The organism is Candidatus Saccharibacteria bacterium (genome assembly GCA_016432585.1).
Lineage (GTDB): Bacteria > Patescibacteriota > Saccharimonadia > Saccharimonadales > Saccharimonadaceae.
On the sequence record CP066696.1, the window covers coordinates 833,128 to 853,590 of the forward strand.

A 20,463-nucleotide genomic window follows, 5' to 3' on the forward strand; every position below is an offset into this window, starting at 1 on the left:
TTTGGTACCCCGGGCAGGAGTCGAACCTGCAACCTTTTCCTTAGGACGGAACTGCTCTATCCAATTGAGCTACCGAGGCTTACTTGTAGTTATTGTAACACGAAAATAGCAACACGACGGACCGTGTTGCTACCTCTGTCGAATTCACACTCTAGCGAGTGAACTTTTCGTGAAGCGCCTGATACTCGTAAATCTCTGTATCTGAGAACCAGTGAGCAATCTCTTGCTCGGCTTCATCAGCGTCACCAGATGCGTGAATAAGGTTTGGAATGCCCTTATCGGCATCGTCGGCATAGCCAAAGCTCATGTGCGAGTAATCGCCTCGAATCGTACCAGGCAACGCAGCTTTTGGCTCTGTTGGACCGACAAGCTTGCGCACTAGCGCAACAGCTTCGACTCCTTCAAATACCATAGCAATCACCGGACCCTGGATCATCATCTCGAGAGTCACGCCAAACGCGTGCTCGCCACGTCGAGTAACCATTTTGCCGATTTCTTCGTAGTGCTTGTAGTAGTGCTCTTTGTTCGGTGCGATCATTTTTGTTGCAACGATCTTAAGACCAACACGCTCGAATCGGCTAAGGATCTCGCCTACCAAGCCTCGCTGAACGGTGTCAGGCTTAAAAACCACCAATGTTTTTTGGACGCTGTTTGAACTCATATATCTCCTTACGGGTTTACAATTTATATCTATTATACCCATACATGCAAATCTAAGCTATGCTAAGAGTATGTATGTGAGCGAATTAATCCTCGACTATATCGAGCACCTTGAGGTAGAGGGTGGCCGATCGGCAAAAACAGCAGAAAACTACAAGCTGTATTTAGAGCGTTTCGTAGAATTCACAAATGATATAACCGTTGGTAAAATTACATCGGAAGTCATTCGCAAGTACCGTCTCTGGCTTAACCGTTACAAAAATGACAACGAAGATGAACTTGCAACGATTACCCAAAGCTACCATCTTATCGCCCTCCGCGGTTTTTTGACCTATCTATCAAAACGAGATATTCCGAGCCTTAGTCCCGAGAAGATCGAATTGCCAAAAGTTTCGCGCAAACAAGTTACCTTCCTCCATTATGATGAAGTAGCGCGCATGCTTGATGTCATACCGCTCGACAGCGAACAAGGGCTTCGCGATCGCGCCATAATTGAGCTTCTGTTTTCGAGTGGGCTTCGTGTGTCCGAGCTTGTAAACCTGAACCGCGACCACGTTAATACAAAGCGACGCGAGTTTATGGTCCGCGGAAAAGGCCAAAAGGATCGCCCTGTATTTATTGGCGAAGCCGCAGCACTGAGGGTTGAAGATTACGTATCCGCACGCCTCGATAATCTCCCCCCACTTTTCCTTGGGTATAGCCGCAATAATATCTCGAGCAACACTGGCGACTACCGCCGATTAACTGCTCGAAGTATCCAACGAATCATCTCTAAATATTCTCGCCTGGCCGGAATCACCAAACATGTCAGCCCTCACACGATGCGACATAGTTTCGCAACGGACCTTCTAATGAACGGCGCGGACATTCGCAGCGTTCAATCAATGCTTGGTCATAGCAATATTAGCACCACACAGGTGTATACCCACGTTACCGACGAGCATCTTCGCGAAGTGTACGAAAAGTTTCACAGCGACACTGAGTAATAGATTTATGGCGTACAGGTTGAAGTACCGCTATACCCAGATTCGGCGTCTGTAATTGTAAAGTTCTTACAAAGATTTCCCTGCATATCGATAGCAGCCTCTGGATAAGTGAAATCACCCTTTAACTCTACGCGCGCACTGATACGCCGGAACATATCGTTTGCACGACCCGTAGAGTCAATCTGTGGCTGAACCCCATTAAACTGCACGTAATTGTTACCGTTCTTTAGGCGCAGGCTAAAGTGAGCGCCGTTATATAACGCACCCAAATGAAGATATGCGTTACGATTCGCAACATCCCCGTCCCGCGGGTTTGGAAGTGTGATCGTTACCGTACAAGCGTATTCGCCATCTACAAAGCTAGTATTGCAACGAACTTGCTGAGGCGCGTTAGAGGGACTCCGCCTTGCATCGAGTGCAAAACTTTTATTCACTAGTCCTGTCGCCGAGGGATAGAGGAAAAGCGTGTTTGCATTGCTTCTGTTCCCCGCTGCGCTGTCGTCGAAATCATCCAGCTGGAAACTGTCGCCAGTTTGTATTAGTTGCGCCCGAAGAAGTGACGGATAATTAAATTGCCATCTACTCCCCACTGGAGGTAAGCTGACATCGGCACCGGTCGTAGGAAAGCCGATCGTTGGACTTGTTGTCGTTGCCGAAATATCCTCGCGGCTAAACCAACTTATCTCGACGCTATTAAAGTTACTAACACCGGTAATCGGAATAATATCCGAACCGTTCAGCGCAATCTGACCTTTGTAATCATCTGTATTAATACCGACCTTTACGCAGGTATACGCCTGATCGAGCTTCGATGCGTTGTCGGTGTCGCTTTGTTGGATGATCGTTTCGTCGTTATCCTCCCCAACAATACCTGCACGCGCAAGTGTATCGCAGCTTGTTTCGGAGCTTCCAGGCGCTACTGTAAGTGCCGTTGCGATCGTTGCACAGTTCACCGTTGGGGCGGCTGTACCATTACGACAGGCCTGATCAAGCAAGAGAAGCCTCTTGGCGTCTTCTACGCCCGCCTGAGCTGAGTCATACGCACTTTGAGAGAGGTCACTTGAAGTCGCCTGCTGTTGATCTTTCACCATCAACTGCACAAAACCTACAGTAACCACCGTCATAAGGAGCGCTGCAAATATAACAACAAATAGCGATACAGCCCCTCGCTCATTTGATTGTGAAATAAATCGTTTCATTGTTTATTGGCCTCCTGCTTTATTGCCTGCGCGTGCGATTATATCGAATTGGTTTACTGAACAATAATTTTCATTGCCAACCCCAGATGATGGCGGCTTACATGACGCATCGTTTGTCGTTAGCTGCTGACGATCATTTGTGCCAATAACCATCGAAATAGCATAAATTGCCTGATTAGTGTTGGCATCACTGGATGTCTGGGTCACGGTAAATTTATGAACGACAAGATCGCGGTCACCGCTTGAAAGTAGATCGGTCGTGTTAGCACGAACAATCGGAAGTGTTGGATCGGCGCAAAGCGACGCGCTAGCATCGGCAACCTTTACAAAGCGCACTGGGGTGTTGTCGGTGTATCTGTTGAACACTGCCGGTGCACCCGCTCCGCCAGCCAGAGCCTTGCCGTAGTTCCATGCATACGTATAACTTCCGATACATAGTCTTCCACCCCCGTCGCGAACGACGTAGCGAGATGTCGCCGTTGCTGGCGAAGCATCGACCTTTGGTGTTACGTCAAACGGGCTTGCAGACGCGATGGTTCGTTGCAATTCGTTCGTTAAAGCGCGTCCACCTTGGTTAACCTCACGTAGCGTAATTCCCTTAGTGTAGATATTACTTATTTGAATAGTTGTCATAGCAATCGCAACAAGAAGAATCGCAATAAACGTCATGGCGAGCATTAACTCAATCAACGTAAATCCGCGCTTATTATCGTGGCTCATATAACCTCACAATCGTTCCCATCGTCATTGGTGCAACATTTCCTGGACCAAGCCAACATGCGCGAATATGAAAATCGACAAAACCAGGACCGTCCGGATTTGTCGACGGAACTGATTCGATCCATAGCCCGAACGCTTGATTGATGCTTGAGTCGCTGTTGTATGCAACCTGCGCAAATGGAGGAACTGAACCGTCCGCCGGAGCCGTCATGGTTGGCGTTGAGTTCCATACGGTTGCAGTGCGGGCATTGAGAATAAATGGACGCTGACCCGGAGTTGTTGTCGGACAAGACAACCCTACAGTGTCGCCGAATACCGAAGCGCCAGTCGCACCCTTTCCTGTTATTGGATCGGTCATTTTCACCCACTCGGCCGCAGTACCAGTTGGGGCTGCGCCACTTTTTTGGTAATTGGCAACATATGATTGATGAATGTACCGTATGGCCTCTGCCTGCGCATCGATTTGTTGACGAACGAGCGTAATTTCAAGTGACCGTTGCGCCGTTGATGTACCTTGATTCATTATAGTAAGACTTCCTACCGCCACCATAGCAAATATTGCAACTGCAAAAAGAACTTCAATTATCGTATCGCCACGCTCTTGCTGACGCTCGTTTAGTCGCATATTGACTCCGTCTCTTTCGGAATCTGAATAGCACTTTGGTTGGTCGCGTAAGCGTCAATCCTAACACTTAACCTGTCACCTACAAATGAGCCTATCTCTGCATTCATACAAAGCTCCCTGCGCTGGCTCATATTCGCGACTGTCATCAGCGAAGCAAGATTCGTCTGCACCCCCTCCGCCGTAAAGGTAAGAACCGTGCCACTAAGTGGTGACCGCAAAATAAGTATCGTCAACGACATTGGCGTCGATGTGTTTTGACGCACGACCTGAGCCCCCCAACTTACCTCTGTTTCATCTTGATCTATTGGCGAAACGGCAAGACGGTAGTTTGACGTCAGTTCGGCAAGATCACTTGACGCTTCGGCAGCTCCCGGCGTGCGGTACCCTACCACATTCGCACCCTTCACTATTTTTCCCGTCGCATCAATCGTCACGTAGCGTCCTAGCATAACGCATTCACTCGTGCCACGAGCATCACCCGCAGCCATGCTTACTTCGACAATATTGCCGTTAGCGTCACATGTCCACATTTTTTCCCTACTATTAATAACATTCGTTACTTCGCTATATTGCTGCTGAACGTATGATTTTAGCGTATTGACGCTATCACGATACCGCTGCTGGCCTATCGCCACCCCAGAGCCGACCAAAATAGCCGCGGCCATCAGTCCGGTAACGGCAAGAAAAAGCATAACTTCAATGATCGTAAAACCGTTTTCTGTCTTGATGCCCATTTGCGCTAATTATAGCATAAGTGCTTTGTGCCGATAAGTCTTAGTAAATCGAGAGTGTAAAATACCAATCAACGACATACTGCCCTGCAAGCGCAGCAAATACACCACCGACAATTAAGAGCGGTCCGAATGGCACGCGTGTTTTTCGGGTGATCTTTTTGGCAAGCATACCAGGTATAACTAAAAGACAGCCTACAAGGTTAGCTGCGAACAGTGCTATAAATGCAAGCTGCCAATCAGCCAGCAAAAGTGCCAAACCCAATCCCAATTTCACATCACCAAATCCAATCCATTGCCCTTTTGAGACCACCCATAGTAGGAGATAAAGACCGCTAAGGATTACCGTTGCCGAAAAAACATTGAGCAATGTTCCGACGCCATCTGGTGAATCGAGAAAAATGAGAAACGAGACCAGTGATCCGACCGCAATTAATGGAAATACGATAGTATTCGGCAACAGGAACCATTTGAGGTCGTAGACAAACAAGATAGCCAGAAGCACGCAACTAACAAGCCAAAGGATAAACTGCATGATATCCGCGGTTGACTCAAGAGGTATTGGCCATAATGCGTATGAGGCAACAAACAGCAGTGCCACACCTATCTCGATAAGCGGCTCAAAGTAACCGATCTTCCGGTGGCAATAGCGACACTTACCGCCAGTACTTGCCCAGCTAACAAGCGGAATAAGGTCGTACCATGCAAGCGGGTGGTTACAGTGAAGACACTGTGATCTATCGCTCGTAAAAGTCGTCTTGGTAAGTGGGAGTAGCGTGGTGTACTCCTTACTGTTCACCTTTTCGCCCGCAGCCCTGTCCTCTACAAGCTGGCGTCCTCGAAGGCGCCATACGCTCGCTCCCGCAAAGCTTCCCATAGCAAGTCCAATAATCGCAAGAGCCCCGTAGATAAGTAGTTGTTCCATAAGCACTATCATACCTTAAAGCGTCAGAAACAAAAAATCCCAGTCAGAAACTGGGATTTTTAAGTATTTAGTCGCTAGTTGTTAACACAGGCAACACCACCACCTTCAAGCTTGAAGGAGAGCGCTACTTTGTTTGCACCAGCCGCAACAACACTTTCACCGTCACATGTTGAGCTTGTGTGGACGTAGATAATGTTACTGAGCGTTGTTGGAGTAGTGCGGTTTGTACCCTGGTAGCTAAACGAATAATCACCTTGCGAAGGATCAGTAAACGTGTCACCCCCTACCGTCAAGTACTGATCACGAATCGTACTGTTCCACGCTGCACTCGTAGCGCCTGGAAGTCCGTTTCGGTTGTTCGACTGATAGTTGTTGATTGCTGTCTGAGCACGACTAAGGTCGTTCTTGCGCTGTTGGTCACGTTGACCACGCTGCAATGCAGGAAGCGCGATAAATACCATCAGGAAGATCAGACCGGCAATTGCCAGTACCAACACGACCTCGATAATCGTGAAGCCCTTTTCTTTATTTTTCTGTTGTACGTTCATAAAATCTATTCCACCTTTCTATGAACAGGTTATTTGTTGCGCAAAACGCTTACGTTAATAGTACCTCAGTCGCGCGTGGTTGTCTATATATTTATTCCGTTTACCAAGCTGTAGATTGGCAGCAAGATAGCACCAACCATACCACCTGCAACTACAGCAAGCACCACCATTAGGATCGGCTCAATCGCCGTCGAAATCGCCTTAATTTCTTCGTCGAGCTCGTCTTCGTAAACCTGGGCTGTCTTACCCATCATTTCATCGATCTTACCCGATTGTTCACCGATTTTAATCATTTGCGGTACAAGTGGCAAAATATAATCTTCTGGCTGAAGTGCTGTCGAAAGCGCCTTACCGCCTTTCACCTTTTCAGCGGCCCTATCGATACTTCGTGAAACGATCGAGTTGTTAACCGATTCGCTAGTAATTCGCAGCATATCAAGCATCGCCACACCGGTCGAAAGCAGCGTCTGCCCCGTTCGGGCAAAGCGCGCCATATACAGCTTACGGAACATCCGACCGAAAAGTGGAACATTCAGCTTGAACGTATCTTTGTACTTGATACCACCCTCTGTCTTGAGATACTGAAGTAAAAAGTAGACGCCTACGCCAACCACGATAATAACCAGCCACCAGAACTGAGCAAAGAAGTCTGCAGCCGAGACCATAATCTGGGAAAGAAGCGGAAGCTCCTTTTTAAGGTCGTGATAAAGCTTTTCTACCTGCGGCACCACTGTAAAAAGCATGAATGCCATAACGCCAAAGATAACGACTAAAACGATAATCGGATATGTTAATGCGCCTTTAATTTTACTCATGGTAGCGGCATCTTTTTCTTGCTGGGCTGCGATACGAATAAGCGACTCGTCGAGCGTCCCTGAAACCTCACCAGCTGCAATAAGCGCCAAGAACACTTTATCGAATACTTCGGGGTGCTTTGAAAAAGATTCTGAAAGCGATTTACCACCTTCTACCGAGGCGACAATATCCTCTACGACCCCTTGCAATCGCTTGTTGTCGGTTTGTTCCATAACCGTATGAAGACTTTGCGAAAGAGGTAGACCCGCTCCAATAAGCGTGGCGAGCTGACGCGTAAAAACAATCCTATCCTTGGTAGTAATTCGATTTGTAAGGCGACCAAAAAAACTGCCGTTTTCATCGATTTCCTGAATATCAAGCGGCGTAAATCCCTGTGCCATAAGTAGCTTGGCGGCTGCATTTTCAGAGTCGGCCTGAACAGTTGCTTTAACGATCTTATTCGTTGAGGCATCCTTTGCTTGATAGTTAAATTTCTTCATTCTAGCCTCTCATTAACCTTTCGAACTCGCTGAGATCGACTGCGAAGTTTCGAGCTTCGTCGTAGGTAACAGTACCGCTTTGAATAAGGCTAACAAGCGTGCGGTCCATTGTTTGCATTCCTTGGTCGGCGCCAGTTTGAATAACAGCGTCGAGCTGGTGTGCCTTGCCTTCACGAATAATATTGCGCACTGCTGGGTTTGCCACCAACACTTCGGCGGCTACCACTCGCCCACCACCGATTGCCGGCACCAATCGCTGAGAACAGATTGCCATGAGGATATTCGAAAGCTGTGCGCGAATCTGGGGTTGTTGGTGTGGAGGAAATACGTCGATCATACGGTCGATAGATTGCGCGGCACTGTTGGTGTGAAGTGTTGCAAAGACAAGGTGTCCTGTCTCGGCGATAGTAATGGCCGCCGAAATCGTTTCAAGGTCACGCATCTCACCAATAAGAACGACATCTGGGTCTTGGCGAAGGCTCGATCGAAGTGCCGCCGAGAAGCTGTAGGTATCGTAGTGAACCTCTCGCTGCACGACAACTGATTTTTTTGACTTGTGCGTAAACTCAATCGGGTCTTCGATAGTAATAATGTGATCGGCGCGCTCGCTGTTAATCTTATCCACAAGCGCTGCAAGAGTTGTGGATTTACCTGATCCCGTTGGGCCCGTAACAAGAACTAGTCCACGCGGATAGTCGGCAAAACTCATAACGACCGGCGGCATACCTAATTCGGTTACTGATTTGATTTCGTTTGGAATAAGGCGCAGTGCCGCAGCCAGATTACCTCGTTCGTGAAAGGCATTCACACGGAATCGACCAAGCGTACCAAAAGCAAAGCTAAAGTCGAATTCCTTGTCTTTCATAAGAATCTGCTGCTGATCTTGGTCGAGGATGGCAAACACCAGCCCCTCTACCGCAGGCTCATCTAAAGGATCGTAGCCGGCGATTGGCGCAAGACTTCCATCGACGCGAAGCATCGGCGGCAACCCAACTTGCAAGTGAAGGTCAGACGCACGTTTTTTAACAACTTCCTCGAGCAGTACTTCGATTCGTAGTTCCTGATTATTCATTTCTCCACCCTTCTTACGCTATATCTGCGGCTACGCGGTTTACTTCTTCTATCGTGGTAAGGCCTTGTAGCGCCTTGAGGTAACCGTCTTGTCGCATTGTAATCATTCCCTGCTCAATCGCCTTGCGTTGGATTTCGTTGCTGGTTGCGTGTGCGACGATAAGGTTTTGGATTTCTTCTGTTACATCCATCACCTCGTAAAGTCCGGCACGGCCAGCGTATCCTCGCGGCGTTTGAGGGGTATCTTTACCCTTGACTAAAGTATAAGCGCTTTGACCACTTAACGGCAAGTCCTTATAGCCTAAATCTTCAGAAACCCTTGCGACGTCGGCTTTCGTTTTCGGCAGAAGATGCCCCACGGTAGCCATAATATTCTGCGTTTCGATAGGATTCGACAGATAGCTGTCTCGTGCTGGGGCAACACGGCGCACCAGTCGCTGACCAATAATTGTATTCACCGTACTGGCAATAAGAAACGGCTCAACACCCATATCAAGCAAACGCGGCAACACGCCGGCAGCCGAGTTGGTGTGCAGCGTGCTAAACACAAGGTGTCCAGTAAGAGCCGCTTGCACGGCAAGACTTGCCGTTTCGGAGTCACGAATCTCACCCACCATGACAACGTCGGGGTCCTGACGCAGGATAGAGCGCAGGCCATTAGCAAAGGTAAGCCCCACCTCGGCATTTACCTGAATCTGGTTGACGCCATCCATTTTGTACTCAACCGGATCCTCAAGCGTCACGATATTAACCGTATCGTTCTTAATTTCTTTGATAAGCGCGTAAAGGCTGGTCGACTTACCCGAACCGGTAGGTCCAGAGGTAAGAATCATTCCGTTTGGATGTTTAATACCCTTGCGAATCGTCCTAAGGGCACGGCCCGCATACCCCATCTGCTCGATATCAAAACTGTTACCAGATTTATCGAGAAGACGAATAACCACCTGCTCACCCCAAACAACCGGACTAATTGCAATACGAAGGTCAACTTCTTTTGCAGCAACTTTAACAGTGAACTGGCCATCCTGCGGGATACGATGTTCGTCGATCTTAAGATTAGAAAGAATCTTTATACGACTCACCAGCGCTGGTTCGATTGATTTTGGCAGCTGCATAATTTCACGAAGCACGCCGTCGACACGTACGCGGATTTTGAGCGTTTTTTCAAGCGGCTCCACATGAACATCACTTGCTCGTGATTTCACGGCATACTCTAAAATCGTGCTAAGAGCACGACTAATCGGCGAATCCTGAACGATCGTTTTGATATCACCGCTGCTCGCATTTTGCGCCTCTTGCTGCGATACCTCGGCCGCCTCGCCCACGCTGGAAAGGTCGGTGCGATATTGGTCGAGAACATGACGCACACCCGCTTCAGACGCCATAAATACCTTTATAGGACGCTGGATACGGTTTGCCAGGTAGTCAACCGCCTGAACATTGTTCGCATCGATCATTGCAACGGCAAGACGGTTTTGCACCTCTGCAAGTGGCACGGCCATGAAACGCTCGGCGATATCCTCGGGAAGCAGCGCCAAAACGTCTTGATCGATAATACTGCTACTAAGATTTACATACGGCACGCCCGAAACCTGCGCAATTGCATGTGTTAGTAGTTCGTCATCAACAATTCCCTGCTCGGTAAGGACCGCAAGAAGCGGCTTATTCGTCTTTGCGGCGTCATCTTCAGCGTTACGAAGAATATTCTCAGCAACAAGACCCTCCTCTGTTAGAAGGGTAATGAGCTTTTCTTGGATGTCGTTAGTAAGAAGCGCCATGTCCCAACGCCCTACTGACTACCCTGTGTTTTACCACCGATAATCACTTCAACCGTCGGGTTGATAGCATTAGAATTAAACACGGTCGTATCCGGCTGTACGATATCTGTCGTAATCGCTTCGGTTGTTTTTACCTTAACGGATTCGTTTTGAACATCGCCGATAACTGCTTTCGCAACAAAGTACGCAATCAGCACGCTCATCGACGCAATCAAGATAATCATTGCTACATCAGATTTTTTCATGGCTTTACCAACTTATCTTTTAGTTCAACAGTTTTTGCTGGCTCGTAGAATGCGCGGCCCTCGACAGCCAGCATCAACCTATTTCCTTGCGTTTCAATTGTCACCGTTGTAAGGTCGATGGCTCGGATTGATCGCTCTAGTTTCTGCAAAAGAGTCTTTAGGGCGCTTGCATCATTCGCCGAGGTGCTCACAGAGAAACGGAATGTGATTTGATTGTTACCTTCTGCACCTTCAACAACCGACGCGTCCTGAACATTCGAATCGGACTGCGATTCGACGCCCGCTACAGGATCGACGTTCAGCGATTCAATCGCAAGTGCTGGATCGTTAAGGAACTTTTCTTGCAAAGAGGAGCCGAACGCCGACGAGTTGACGTCTGAAGGAAGTGCATCAAGTACTACCTGGATCGGCTCGGTTTCGCCCTCGGCCATTGCCGACTTTAGCGCCTCATTAGTGTTAAGCACCCTTACTTCGTCTTTAAGGCTATTAATCACCTCGTTGTTTTTCGTCAGCGTTGAGGCGGTTTGTGATTTTTCACCAAGAACTTTCTCATTAAACCAAGCCTTCTGTAGAAGAAATAGCGATGCCACGATAGCAAATCCAACAAGTACCGAAACAGCTGCCACCCATATGAACATCATGCGATTCGCATTGGCAATCTGTTGGCGCTTTCGTAGTGCAGTATCTTGTGTTGCCATGTTAGTTATCCCCCTGTGCGTCGCTCGCCTTTTGCGTAAAGAGGCTTCGCGGCACGCCCTTGAATGAGTCGGTTGCGTTTGTTCGTTCCGGAGCAACAATAGTTGCGTTTTGTGCCGTGCGGTTAAACAGGAGTTCTGGATACGTAAAGGTTAGCGTAAATCGAAGCACCTTTGCGCCTGTTGCGTCTTCTCCGTAGCTCCTGTCGCTGTCACCCATGTTTGCTGCAAGCGGAACAGATTGTTCCTGACCATCTTTTGTGAATTTGAACTCTGTTGCCGAGATTGTCTTTTTAAAGACATCGAGCGCCGGGTAGCCATTGACCGCCTGTGCTTCGATACGGATTGTTTTTGTTGCGGCATCTAGCGAAACATTAGTAATCGCAACGTTGTTTGGCGCCGATGGATTTATCGTTGCAAGCACATCGAAGATACGAGAATCGATACTCTTTGCATTGTGCATCTCTGAAAGCTTGCTCAACTGATGCTGAATAGTGAGTGTGTTTGAAACATCTTCAACGCTCGACAGTTTTTCGCTCTCGCTCTTAATGGTGTTATCGGTAAGAACGCTACGAGCCGTCTGAATACCAAACACCCAGATTGCTAAAACAACCACCACACCAACTGCCGCCACTCCAACGATAATCGCAAGTGAAATCACACTAGCGCGAACTCGCTGAGCCTTGATCAACTCTTGCTTTACATCTGGAACTAAGTTGATTTCAATCATTACTTATTGCTCCTCATTGCAAGCCCTACCGCGGTCGCGAACTCTGCCGCTATCGTTGCAAGCTGCTGCTGATCAGACTGAGGAACGCGTACTTTTTGCCAAGGATTAGCTTGGGCCGAATTGACGCCTGTTTTTGCCGTAACGTAATCGCCAAACTTTGGAATAACACTAGCATAGCCAGAAAGTAATATACCGCCCACAGGAGTGTTTGGGTAGCGTGTCTGGAAGAACTTGATCGATTTCGTAAGCTCGGCCGCAAATCCTTCGAGAACGCTTTCTACAGCGTGATACACCTGACCCTCAAGACGGTCTGGCGCTAAACCAAACTTTATAATAAACTGGCGAGCTTGGTCTTCTTGAACGTTGAGGTTTTGTACCGCTGCCTTCACAAGCGAGTGGATACCCGTAGGAATCGTACGAACAAGTCGTGGTGAGTCACCATACGTTACAACAAGGTTGGTCGACAATTCGCCAACATCGATAATCAAACGCGCATCTTGGATACCGGCTGGAAGCAGCGCGCGAATCATAGCGATAGGATCTGGTTCGGCGGCAATAACGTTCAGCCCTAAGCCCTCGATAAACTCAAGACGCTCCTCGGCATAGCTATTCGCCGTACTTGCAAGCAGCACTTCTTGCTGCTGCGGGTTATGAGCCGACTGACCCAACAAGACCCAGTCTACCTTCGCCTCATCGATTGCCATAGGGATATACTGATCGATTTGATACTTGATCGTGCTCTTCAACTCAGCCTCAGCCATTGTTGGAACATCGATGACAGTTGTGAATGTCTTTTGCGATGGAAGTCCGATTGCAACGTTCTTCGTCTTAATACCGCTCTGCCCTACGGCGGTCATGATAATTTCACCGAGACGACGTTCTGATTCTTTAGAGTTGGCGCTTGTCGTTTTTATGTCGACAGGAGCGTATCCGTAATGGACCAACGACCAATTATCTTGTCCGTTGTTAGTAAGCTGCACTACGCGCACCGCATTGGTGCCGATGTCCAGTGCAAAAAAGTCGCCCACGCCCTTTAGTAATGCCATATTGTCTTTCATTATACATAAGCGGCATCACTAAAGGCAAGGCTTTAGTGATAAAACGCCTTTTAGAATCGCGGAGGAAGCTCGACCGAGTGAACTGTTTGCGCCTTACTGCTGCCCGACGCCTGAAGTCGCGCCCATAAGAACGCATCCGCACGCAAATTGAATCGCTCTGCTGGGTCCCCAGACTGTGCGCCCGTACCAGAGCCCGCCGTGCGGTTAAGAAGTAGCCTGTTTGTCACCACCGGACCATTTACTTCAAGTCTTGCGTTACATTTTGCAGACGTAAGCAATCCAGTAAAGTTTGAGCAGGTGTTAACCGTACCACTCGCCACTAGCCATGCATCAACTCGCGTAGCTGCAGAGCGAATATTTATATTGTTTGCGATTATGACAATTTGCGGAATATCATTCACACTGTTCATATTCGCACTCGTATAGCGAATACTGTTCGAAATAGTAACCGTACCCGTCGCAATAACGACCACCGACCTTCCTACGGGCAGCGTCCCGCCCGTGATCGTTAGGTTTCCTGCAGTATGCACCAAAATAGGATCGTCATTATCGTAGGCAAGCGAATTGATATTAACGCTACCGCTCACCGGCGTACGGTTTTGTATCGTTCCAAAGTATGCCGCAATAGCAGGCACGGCTCTAAAATTGGCTGCAGTCGTATACTGACCAAAGGCATCAGCGCCCGACGCGTCCTCATTCGCAAAGGTTAACCTGCTCCAAGCCGCTTGGTTATTGTTAGTCTGGCTCGACAAACCTGATCCCGAGGCAAATCGACTGTTCGTTCCTATCGAGAACGCCCCATATTCTACCCAGCTACCAAAAGTTCTTGTAGTGCCGCTGATATCTTTTACGCTCGTGCTTGTCTCGATCTTTCCACGTACCGAAACATCTCCGCCCCAAATCTGTACTTTTGGCTTTTTTCCTACAACAGTACAAATAGGCTTCGAGTGTGCCCAGCGCGTATCAGTCACCCTACGTGGCTGAACCGACAGTGCAAAACAAACACGCGTACCAACGTCTAAATCGCCGACATCTAATCCACTTATTGATGGTCGAAGATTTTGCGCCGGAACACCAAGGTTAAAGACACCCCTCCCTTTGGCTACGTTCTTACAATCCGCAACAGCACTATTAAAGTAATTACCCGTCGCGGCACCACCGTTGCTTTGACATGGCGCCGTTGCCGACACAGTGCCGTTTTGACTCTCTGTTGGGGCTAACTGCCCCGGTTCTACCGTAATCTGTGTTATTTCCCACTGTGTGGAATCACTCGCTCGGTCGCCTTGATTGTCTACCGTTCCCGAAACCGAAACTTTGCTTCCCGCCTCTATAGTCGTTGGAGAAATGCCTGTTATATGGGGCGTGAGCGTGTAGTTGCTGGCCGGCGGAAGTCCGGTCGAGCGCCCCATCGGGTTTGCACATCGCCTCAAGATTTGATAGATGATATTGTTATTATAATCTCGAATCGTAATACCGGCTTCATTTTTTGCCTCTTGGTAAAATGCATCGTCATTATTGGTACCGTCTTGAATAAATCCATTATCCTGACCTTGCCAATAGGTATTAATCGAAGCGCTGACATTCCCGCTCCAACTAATCTTGCCCGCCGCATCTAGTCCACGCAGCCGATCACGCAGTTCGAGCCACTGCGCATTCGACACCGTTCGTCCTACGCCGGGAGCATTGCCGCTCATCATTGTGTTATAAATAAACGCCGCACCGGTCCTTCGCTGATTTGAACCGCTACCATATGCGGCACGCAGCAAATTATACAAAGAATCGGCGCTTCGAATAGTTGCCGCCGGAAGGGCCTGATCATTACTAATCGTTGGCAGCACATAGTGACCACCGCGGTCATCGACATTACTAAAGTACCCCCTAAAACAGGTTCGTCCGTGAACCGTGCCTGTATAGCAAGCCGCCTCTGCGACATTGTAGTAGACAATCGTAAAGCTAGCGATCGACACAACAGCCAGTAACGCATAATGAAACACTCTTAGAGATCGAAAATATGAAACAACGCTATTCATTAGTTCCCTCCCTCAAGTTCGGCAATGATTCCCTTGTAATACTCGGTATCTTCATCCCAAAATGGATCTGTCTTATCGATATGCTCGAGCGCCTTTTTGTAATACTCCAGTGCAAGCGGCGTATTCCCCATCTCTCGCGCAATCTGGCCAACAAACGCAGCGCTATCCGAACTCTTCGCTATATCATAGGCAGCAATCGCAGCGGGCAACGCCGCATCTTTTTTACCGTTGTTGTATAGAATTGTTGCTTTTTCAGAGTGGTAGGTAATTTTTTCTGCCGGATCATCCGTTTCTTCGATTGCCTTATCAATCAGCTTGATTCCAGCGTCAAGATCGCCATCGTATACGAGCTTGTTTGCCTCGTCGGCCTTTGCATCGGCGGGTGTCTGGTCAAGAACCCCGCTCGTGTCATCTTGCTTATCGGGCTGAACTTGTGGCTGAGCACTCTGCTGACTTAAGATATATGCGGCTGTCGCACTTGCGCCAATCACCACCAGGATAATACCTGCAAAAATAATGTATTTCTTCTGGGGCATCCGCATAATTTTTAATAGCCTTTTTATAGATAGTATTACTGCCGTTATATTAGCATAAGAATTAAAGTGTGCGCAATCTACTTAAGCCCCAACCCACCATAAAATAGCCCACAACGCGCAGTTAAGCCCTACTGGTTGTAGCCCCAGTCCTTTTGCCACTGCATCATTTGAACAATTTCTTTACTCTGCGCTGCAACGATAGCCCTTGTCAGGTTTTTGACTTCTTGATGGTTGGCGTTTACTGTGCCGGGTGCCGCCATGTCAATTGCCGACTGGTGATGCATAATCATCTGTTCGATAAAAACCTTATCGAAATCATCACCTGTCTTACCCCTAAGTTCAGCCGCCATACCCTCCATCTCATCCATCATGCCCATTGCGCCATGGTCCATCATAGTATCACCGCTCGTCGACGGATAGCCCCACTCTTTTTGCCACGCCATCATCTCTGAAATTTCTTTTTCTTGAGCCAAAATGATGTCATTCGCCATGTCCTTTAACTCTTGGTGCTTGGCATTTCTCTGAGCTAGTTTTGCCATATCAACAGCACCTTGGTGATGCGCTATCATATTAGCAATGAAGCTTCGGTCATATATCTCACCGGTCATTTCAGCGTACTGCCTATACATAGACGACGTCTTATCCACCTGACTATCGGCAGCGGGCAGCTGGACACTTACACTTCTAAAAAGCGAGTCTCGATAAACGAACACAATAGTAGCCAGCGCCAATATTGCCACCACAATAACAGTTATAATTTTAGTTTTTTTACTCATCGCAAAACTCCTCAAGATTATTCATTAGTTACTTCTAAAGTAGTAAATCTCAAGCGCGAAAAACGGCAAAAGCGATATAGGCCGAAAGACCGCCCGGTGGCGGTTCTCGTTCTATTGCCAAGTGAGCTTCTTGACTATGCTGCTTTTCAAGAGCAGCCAGTGACGATGATTGGAATTGTATATAAAACGGTGGTTGAGGCTCATCGTCATCATTCTCGTCAGTTTCCCTAAGATAGTCGTCTTTGCCTGGCGCCGTTAAAGCACAGGCCGTGAGGCAGCTCGACAATGAACTCACGTCGTGTTTTACGCCACCCGGTACATGACTCGTTTGCGGAAAGACGCATGCATGAACCCCAAAAGCATACACCATCAAAAGTGCTATCGAGAAGAATGAACCAACTTTTCGTAGCACCTGACTCATAATTACCATTTTACTGCATTTCTCATTATGAGTCGGGTTAGTAGGTATTTTCTGTATAGTGCGGGAAAAAATCTTGATGGAGATCGCTCTCCGATAACCCCTCATCCATTAACGCCCGACCAAGCGCCTCAACCATTGGCTCTGGACCCGAAATATAAATTTGCGACATCATAAAATCCGGCACAAGCTCTCTCAGCTTTTCAACATTAAGTTGCTCACCAATAACGTACCGCACAGAAAATTCCGAATGGCGCTTACTGGCTTCATCAAACTCAGCCTTAAACGGCAGATCATCGGTTCGACCATTATAAATAAGGGTCGCCGAAACCGATTGTCCACTGCCAATACGCGCTTTTATCATGCTGTAAAAAGGCGTAATACCTATACCACCGGCTACAAAAACAAGAGGATTTTCACTCTCTTGCCAGATGAAATCACCGTCTGGCCGTTCAATCAACCGCACTTTTTCACTCACCGTTATTGCCGCCAACGCCTGCTTGAACGTCGTGCCGGTCACACGGGTAGTAATCTGAAGAAACCCGTCGCTCGGTGTCGATGAAATCGTAAACCATCGCTTCGTACCTTCACTATCTGGGCTATCATGAGGAATTTCGACGCGGATAAACTGCCCAGGTATCCAAGACAACGGCCGATCCGACACAAAACGAAACGCCCATATATTATCGACAAGATGTTCTTTTTCTTTTAGCGTGAGACTACGAGCGTCGTGCGATTTATGAGCATATTTTTCAGGGTTTTCATCGAACAAATGAACGCAAGTACCGCAGCAAAAGTAAATTCGCTTACCGTTATAGTCCCTGAAGTGTTCCAGCTTTTCGGCTTCCGCCGTATCGATGACATCGCCAGTTACCGGACAAAAAGCTAAGTGGTCGGGTGAAATGTCAGTCCGCTCCGTATCGAGATAGTGGTGTTTGTGTTCATTACTTTCCATAAATACCTCTCTTTATAATTTTACTCGTCGTAAAAGCTGTGCATTAATAGCAACGATTATCGTCGAGAGCGACATTAAAACCGCCCCGAGCGCCGGTGAAAGAACAAAACCAAACGACCAAGCAACACCCGCCGCTAGCGGAATCGCCAACGCGTTATAACCCGTTGCCCATGCCAAGTTTTGGAGCATTTTACTGTACGTTCGCTTCGAAAGCGTTACGATTTTTGCCACGCCCCGCGGGTCGCTGCTAGCCAGGACGATTCCTGCTGATTCGATCGCAACGTCCGTGCCAGCGCCGATCGCAATACCTACATTCGCCTGCGTCAGCGCAGGTGCATCGTTAACGCCATCACCAACCATTGCCACGCGGCTCCCGTCAGCTTGTAATTTTTTGACTGTTTCAGCCTTGTTCTCGGGTAACACCTCGGCAAAATATTCCTTAATGCCAAGTTCTTTAGCAACCCATGCCGCCACACCTTTGCTATCGCCCGTTAGCATCGCAACTCGTTTACCCATGCCATGTAGCTGTGCAACCGCCTCTTTCGACTCTTCGCGAATAACATCGGCAAGCATAATCATCCCAAGTACATTTTTGTCTTCAATAACATAGACTACTGTTTTTCCATCGTCCGAAGCCTCACTCGTTGTTTTTCGCAACTCACCATCAAGCTCAATTGCAAGCTCTTCTAGTAGTCGCGGCCCACCAACGTACACATATTTTTCGTTCGCCTTAGCCCGTACACCACGGCCCGAGAGTGCCGAAAAGTTGGTAACGCGAGTTTCCGGTACATTTTGGTCGCGCGCATACCGAACGATCGCCATAGCGATCGCGTGCTCCGATTCACTCTCCAGAGCCGCAGCAAGGCTTACTACCCGGCTCTTATCTTTGGCGACAATATCAACGACACCCTGCTCACCTTTCGTTAGCGTGCCGGTTTTATCAAACAAAACGACGTCGATATTTCGCGCCGATTCCAGCGCCGTGCGTTCACGCACCAGTAAGCCTTTTTTAGCGGCAAGCGTTGTCGAGATAGCCGTGACGAGTGGAATCGCAAGACCGAGGGCATGAGGACAGGCAATTACCAGTACCGTCACAACACGTTCAAAAATAAACCCCGCCGATTCGCCGGCCCACCACCAGCCAATCGCCGTCAATAATGCCGCACCAAGCGCAATGAATGTAAGATAAAACGCCGCTCTGTCTGCTAAAATTTGCGTTTTTGATCTGCTCGTCTGAGCTTCCTCGACAAGTTTCATAATACCCGCAAGCGCCGTATCACCACCAATTTTTGTTATTTCAATAGTCAACGCTCCACTAGTGTTGATCGTGCCCCCAATAACTTCGGCGCCAACAACCTTTTTCACCCGCTTCGACTCACCCGTTAGCATCGACTCATTAACCTCAGACTCGCCCTTAACAACTTTTCCATCGACCGGCACCGCCCCACCAGGACGCACCAATACCACGTCGCCCACCTTCAACTCTTTTATGGTGACCGTTTGGCTTTTGCCATTTTTTACCAGCTCCGCCTCATCGGGAAGCAATTTTGCCAGCTCATTAAGAGCACCTTGGGCGTTTTCAACCGACGCCATCTCGAGCCAATGACCGAGCAACATGATCGTCACTAGCGTTGCAAGCTCCCACCAAAAATCCATGCCACTCACCAGCCTAAGCGTTACGAGCGCACTATAAATAAATGCGACGGTAATTGCCATAGAGATTAGGGTCATCATGCCCGGCTGGCGTGCCGCAATCTCTGCCTTGGCACCTTTTAGGAACACTAAACCGCCATAGAAAAAGATAAGTGTCCCAAATACAGCTGGGATATATTCGCTACCCGAAAACATCAACTCAAAACCAAGCCACCCCTGAACAGTATGCGAAAATAGCAAAGCCGGAACTGTAAAAAGTAAGCTCAGCCAAAACTTATTCTTAAACATATTGGGGCTGTGCCCAGCATGCTTGTCGTGTTCGCGATGCTCTGAACTAACACTAATTTTCTCCAGCGCCATGTGACATTTTGGACACACGCCAGGCTTGTCTGATACTACCCCAGGATGCATAGGGCAAGCATACTTCACCTTCGTCTGTTCATTTATCTCGCCGCCATCGTGTCCGTGGTGTTCCATTACCTACTCCTTATATTATTTAGCTCATACAACTGCGAGAGTTCGGCCAATGCTTTCTTTCTTTGCGTTTCATCTCCCGAAGCCATCATTTCCTGGATATGTGTCGCGATATGGTTCTCAAGCACGAGCTTGTTCAGCGATGCAAGCGACTTTTGAATAGCCAAGCTCTGCGTTAAAATGTCCATGCAGTACGCATCCTCATTGATCTGTTTTTGCAAACCCTTAAACTGACCTTCTATAATCTTCGCCCTGTGTACTGCTCGTTCTTTGACCGTCTTCATAAGACAAGTATATACCCCCAGGGGGTATTATGGCAATACTATTAAAATAACAAAGCCATCTCTGTTATACT

22 protein-coding genes and 1 tRNA gene are annotated in these 20,463 nt (G+C 48.2%); 1 reads left to right on the forward strand and 22 read right to left on the reverse strand.

The window, feature by feature from the left end; genetic code table 11:
• Positions 1 to 2 precede the first annotated feature (2 nt).
• Positions 3 to 79 (reverse strand) — tRNA-Arg (locus HZB75_04515).
• A 72-nt stretch (positions 80 to 151) separates the two neighbouring features.
• Entirely contained in the window at positions 152 to 661 is a 510-nt protein-coding gene (locus HZB75_04520) for a nucleoside-diphosphate kinase (GenBank protein ID QQG50758.1), read from the reverse strand.
• A 76-nt stretch (positions 662 to 737) separates the two neighbouring features.
• Between HZB75_04520 and HZB75_04525 the strand changes: the two genes are divergently transcribed.
• Positions 738 to 1,646, forward strand: a complete 909-nt coding sequence (locus HZB75_04525; protein QQG50759.1) for a tyrosine-type recombinase/integrase — start codon at positions 738 to 740, stop codon at positions 1,644 to 1,646.
• A 5-nt stretch (positions 1,647 to 1,651) separates the two neighbouring features.
• Here the strand turns inward: HZB75_04525 and HZB75_04530 are convergent, their stop codons facing one another.
• The 20 genes from HZB75_04530 to HZB75_04625 all read right to left on the reverse strand — a co-directional run bounded on the left by HZB75_04530 (position 1,652) and on the right by HZB75_04625 (position 20,392).
• A complete protein-coding gene (locus tag HZB75_04530; GenBank protein ID QQG50760.1) occupies positions 1,652 to 2,845 on the reverse strand; it encodes a hypothetical protein in 1,194 nt (397 codons plus the stop codon).
• Positions 2,846 to 2,848: 3 nt separating this feature from the next.
• Positions 2,849 to 3,565: a prepilin-type N-terminal cleavage/methylation domain-containing protein gene (locus tag HZB75_04535; GenBank protein QQG50761.1), complete on the reverse strand. Its 717-nt coding sequence runs from the start codon at positions 3,563 to 3,565 to the stop codon at positions 2,849 to 2,851.
• On the reverse strand, positions 3,552 to 4,190 hold the full coding sequence (locus HZB75_04540; protein ID QQG50762.1) for a hypothetical protein: 639 nt from the start codon (positions 4,188 to 4,190) through the stop codon (positions 3,552 to 3,554). The genes HZB75_04535 and HZB75_04540 overlap by 14 nt, the downstream gene beginning before the upstream one ends.
• The gene (locus HZB75_04545) at positions 4,181 to 4,924 is read right to left on the reverse strand and encodes a hypothetical protein (protein QQG50763.1); all 744 of its coding nucleotides are present in this window, start codon (positions 4,922 to 4,924) and stop codon (positions 4,181 to 4,183) included. Before HZB75_04545 ends, HZB75_04540 begins: the two co-directional genes overlap by 10 nt.
• Before the next feature lie 40 nt (positions 4,925 to 4,964).
• Positions 4,965 to 5,846, reverse strand: coding sequence for a prepilin peptidase (locus HZB75_04550; GenBank protein QQG50764.1), 882 nt, complete (start codon positions 5,844 to 5,846; stop codon positions 4,965 to 4,967).
• A gap of 74 nt (positions 5,847 to 5,920) precedes the next feature.
• Complete coding sequence (locus HZB75_04555; GenBank protein QQG50765.1) at positions 5,921 to 6,394, reverse strand: type II secretion system protein; 474 nt, start codon at positions 6,392 to 6,394, stop codon at positions 5,921 to 5,923.
• Positions 6,395 to 6,477: 83 nt separating this feature from the next.
• Positions 6,478 to 7,689 carry a type II secretion system F family protein gene (locus tag HZB75_04560; GenBank protein QQG50766.1) on the reverse strand — a complete coding sequence of 404 codons (1,212 nt, stop codon included), beginning with the start codon at positions 7,687 to 7,689 and terminating at the stop codon, positions 6,478 to 6,480.
• A 1-nt stretch (position 7,690) separates the two neighbouring features.
• Positions 7,691 to 8,761: a type IV pilus twitching motility protein PilT gene (locus HZB75_04565; GenBank protein ID QQG50767.1), complete on the reverse strand. Its 1,071-nt coding sequence runs from the start codon at positions 8,759 to 8,761 to the stop codon at positions 7,691 to 7,693.
• A 13-nt stretch (positions 8,762 to 8,774) separates the two neighbouring features.
• A complete protein-coding gene (locus tag HZB75_04570; GenBank protein ID QQG50768.1) occupies positions 8,775 to 10,538 on the reverse strand; it encodes a type II/IV secretion system protein in 1,764 nt (587 codons plus the stop codon).
• 11 nt (positions 10,539 to 10,549) lie between these two features.
• A complete protein-coding gene (locus HZB75_04575) occupies positions 10,550 to 10,783 on the reverse strand; it encodes a hypothetical protein (GenBank protein QQG50769.1) in 234 nt (77 codons plus the stop codon).
• A complete protein-coding gene (locus HZB75_04580) occupies positions 10,780 to 11,481 on the reverse strand; it encodes a hypothetical protein (GenBank protein QQG50770.1) in 702 nt (233 codons plus the stop codon). Before HZB75_04580 ends, HZB75_04575 begins: the two co-directional genes overlap by 4 nt.
• Before the next feature lies 1 nt (position 11,482).
• A complete protein-coding gene (locus HZB75_04585; protein ID QQG50771.1) occupies positions 11,483 to 12,208 on the reverse strand; it encodes a hypothetical protein in 726 nt (241 codons plus the stop codon).
• Entirely contained in the window at positions 12,208 to 13,254 is a 1,047-nt protein-coding gene (gene pilM / locus HZB75_04590) for a type IV pilus assembly protein PilM (GenBank protein QQG50772.1), read from the reverse strand. The genes HZB75_04585 and pilM overlap by 1 nt, the downstream gene beginning before the upstream one ends.
• A 62-nt stretch (positions 13,255 to 13,316) precedes the next feature.
• Positions 13,317 to 15,296: a hypothetical protein gene (locus tag HZB75_04595; GenBank protein ID QQG50773.1), complete on the reverse strand. Its 1,980-nt coding sequence runs from the start codon at positions 15,294 to 15,296 to the stop codon at positions 13,317 to 13,319.
• Complete coding sequence (locus tag HZB75_04600; GenBank protein ID QQG50774.1) at positions 15,296 to 15,832, reverse strand: hypothetical protein; 537 nt, start codon at positions 15,830 to 15,832, stop codon at positions 15,296 to 15,298. Before HZB75_04600 ends, HZB75_04595 begins: the two co-directional genes overlap by 1 nt.
• Before the next feature lie 128 nt (positions 15,833 to 15,960).
• A complete protein-coding gene (locus HZB75_04605) occupies positions 15,961 to 16,608 on the reverse strand; it encodes a DUF305 domain-containing protein (GenBank protein QQG50775.1) in 648 nt (215 codons plus the stop codon).
• Between the two features lie 49 nt (positions 16,609 to 16,657).
• Complete coding sequence (locus HZB75_04610) at positions 16,658 to 17,029, reverse strand: hypothetical protein (protein ID QQG50776.1); 372 nt, start codon at positions 17,027 to 17,029, stop codon at positions 16,658 to 16,660.
• Between the two features lie 37 nt (positions 17,030 to 17,066).
• Positions 17,067 to 17,981, reverse strand: a complete 915-nt coding sequence (locus HZB75_04615; GenBank protein ID QQG50777.1) for a YHS domain-containing protein — start codon at positions 17,979 to 17,981, stop codon at positions 17,067 to 17,069.
• Positions 17,982 to 17,993: 12 nt separating this feature from the next.
• On the reverse strand, positions 17,994 to 19,994 hold the full coding sequence (locus HZB75_04620; protein ID QQG51370.1) for a heavy metal translocating P-type ATPase: 2,001 nt from the start codon (positions 19,992 to 19,994) through the stop codon (positions 17,994 to 17,996).
• Positions 19,995 to 20,110: 116 nt separating this feature from the next.
• A complete protein-coding gene (locus HZB75_04625) occupies positions 20,111 to 20,392 on the reverse strand; it encodes a metal-sensitive transcriptional regulator (protein QQG50778.1) in 282 nt (93 codons plus the stop codon).
• Positions 20,393 to 20,463 lie beyond the last annotated feature (71 nt).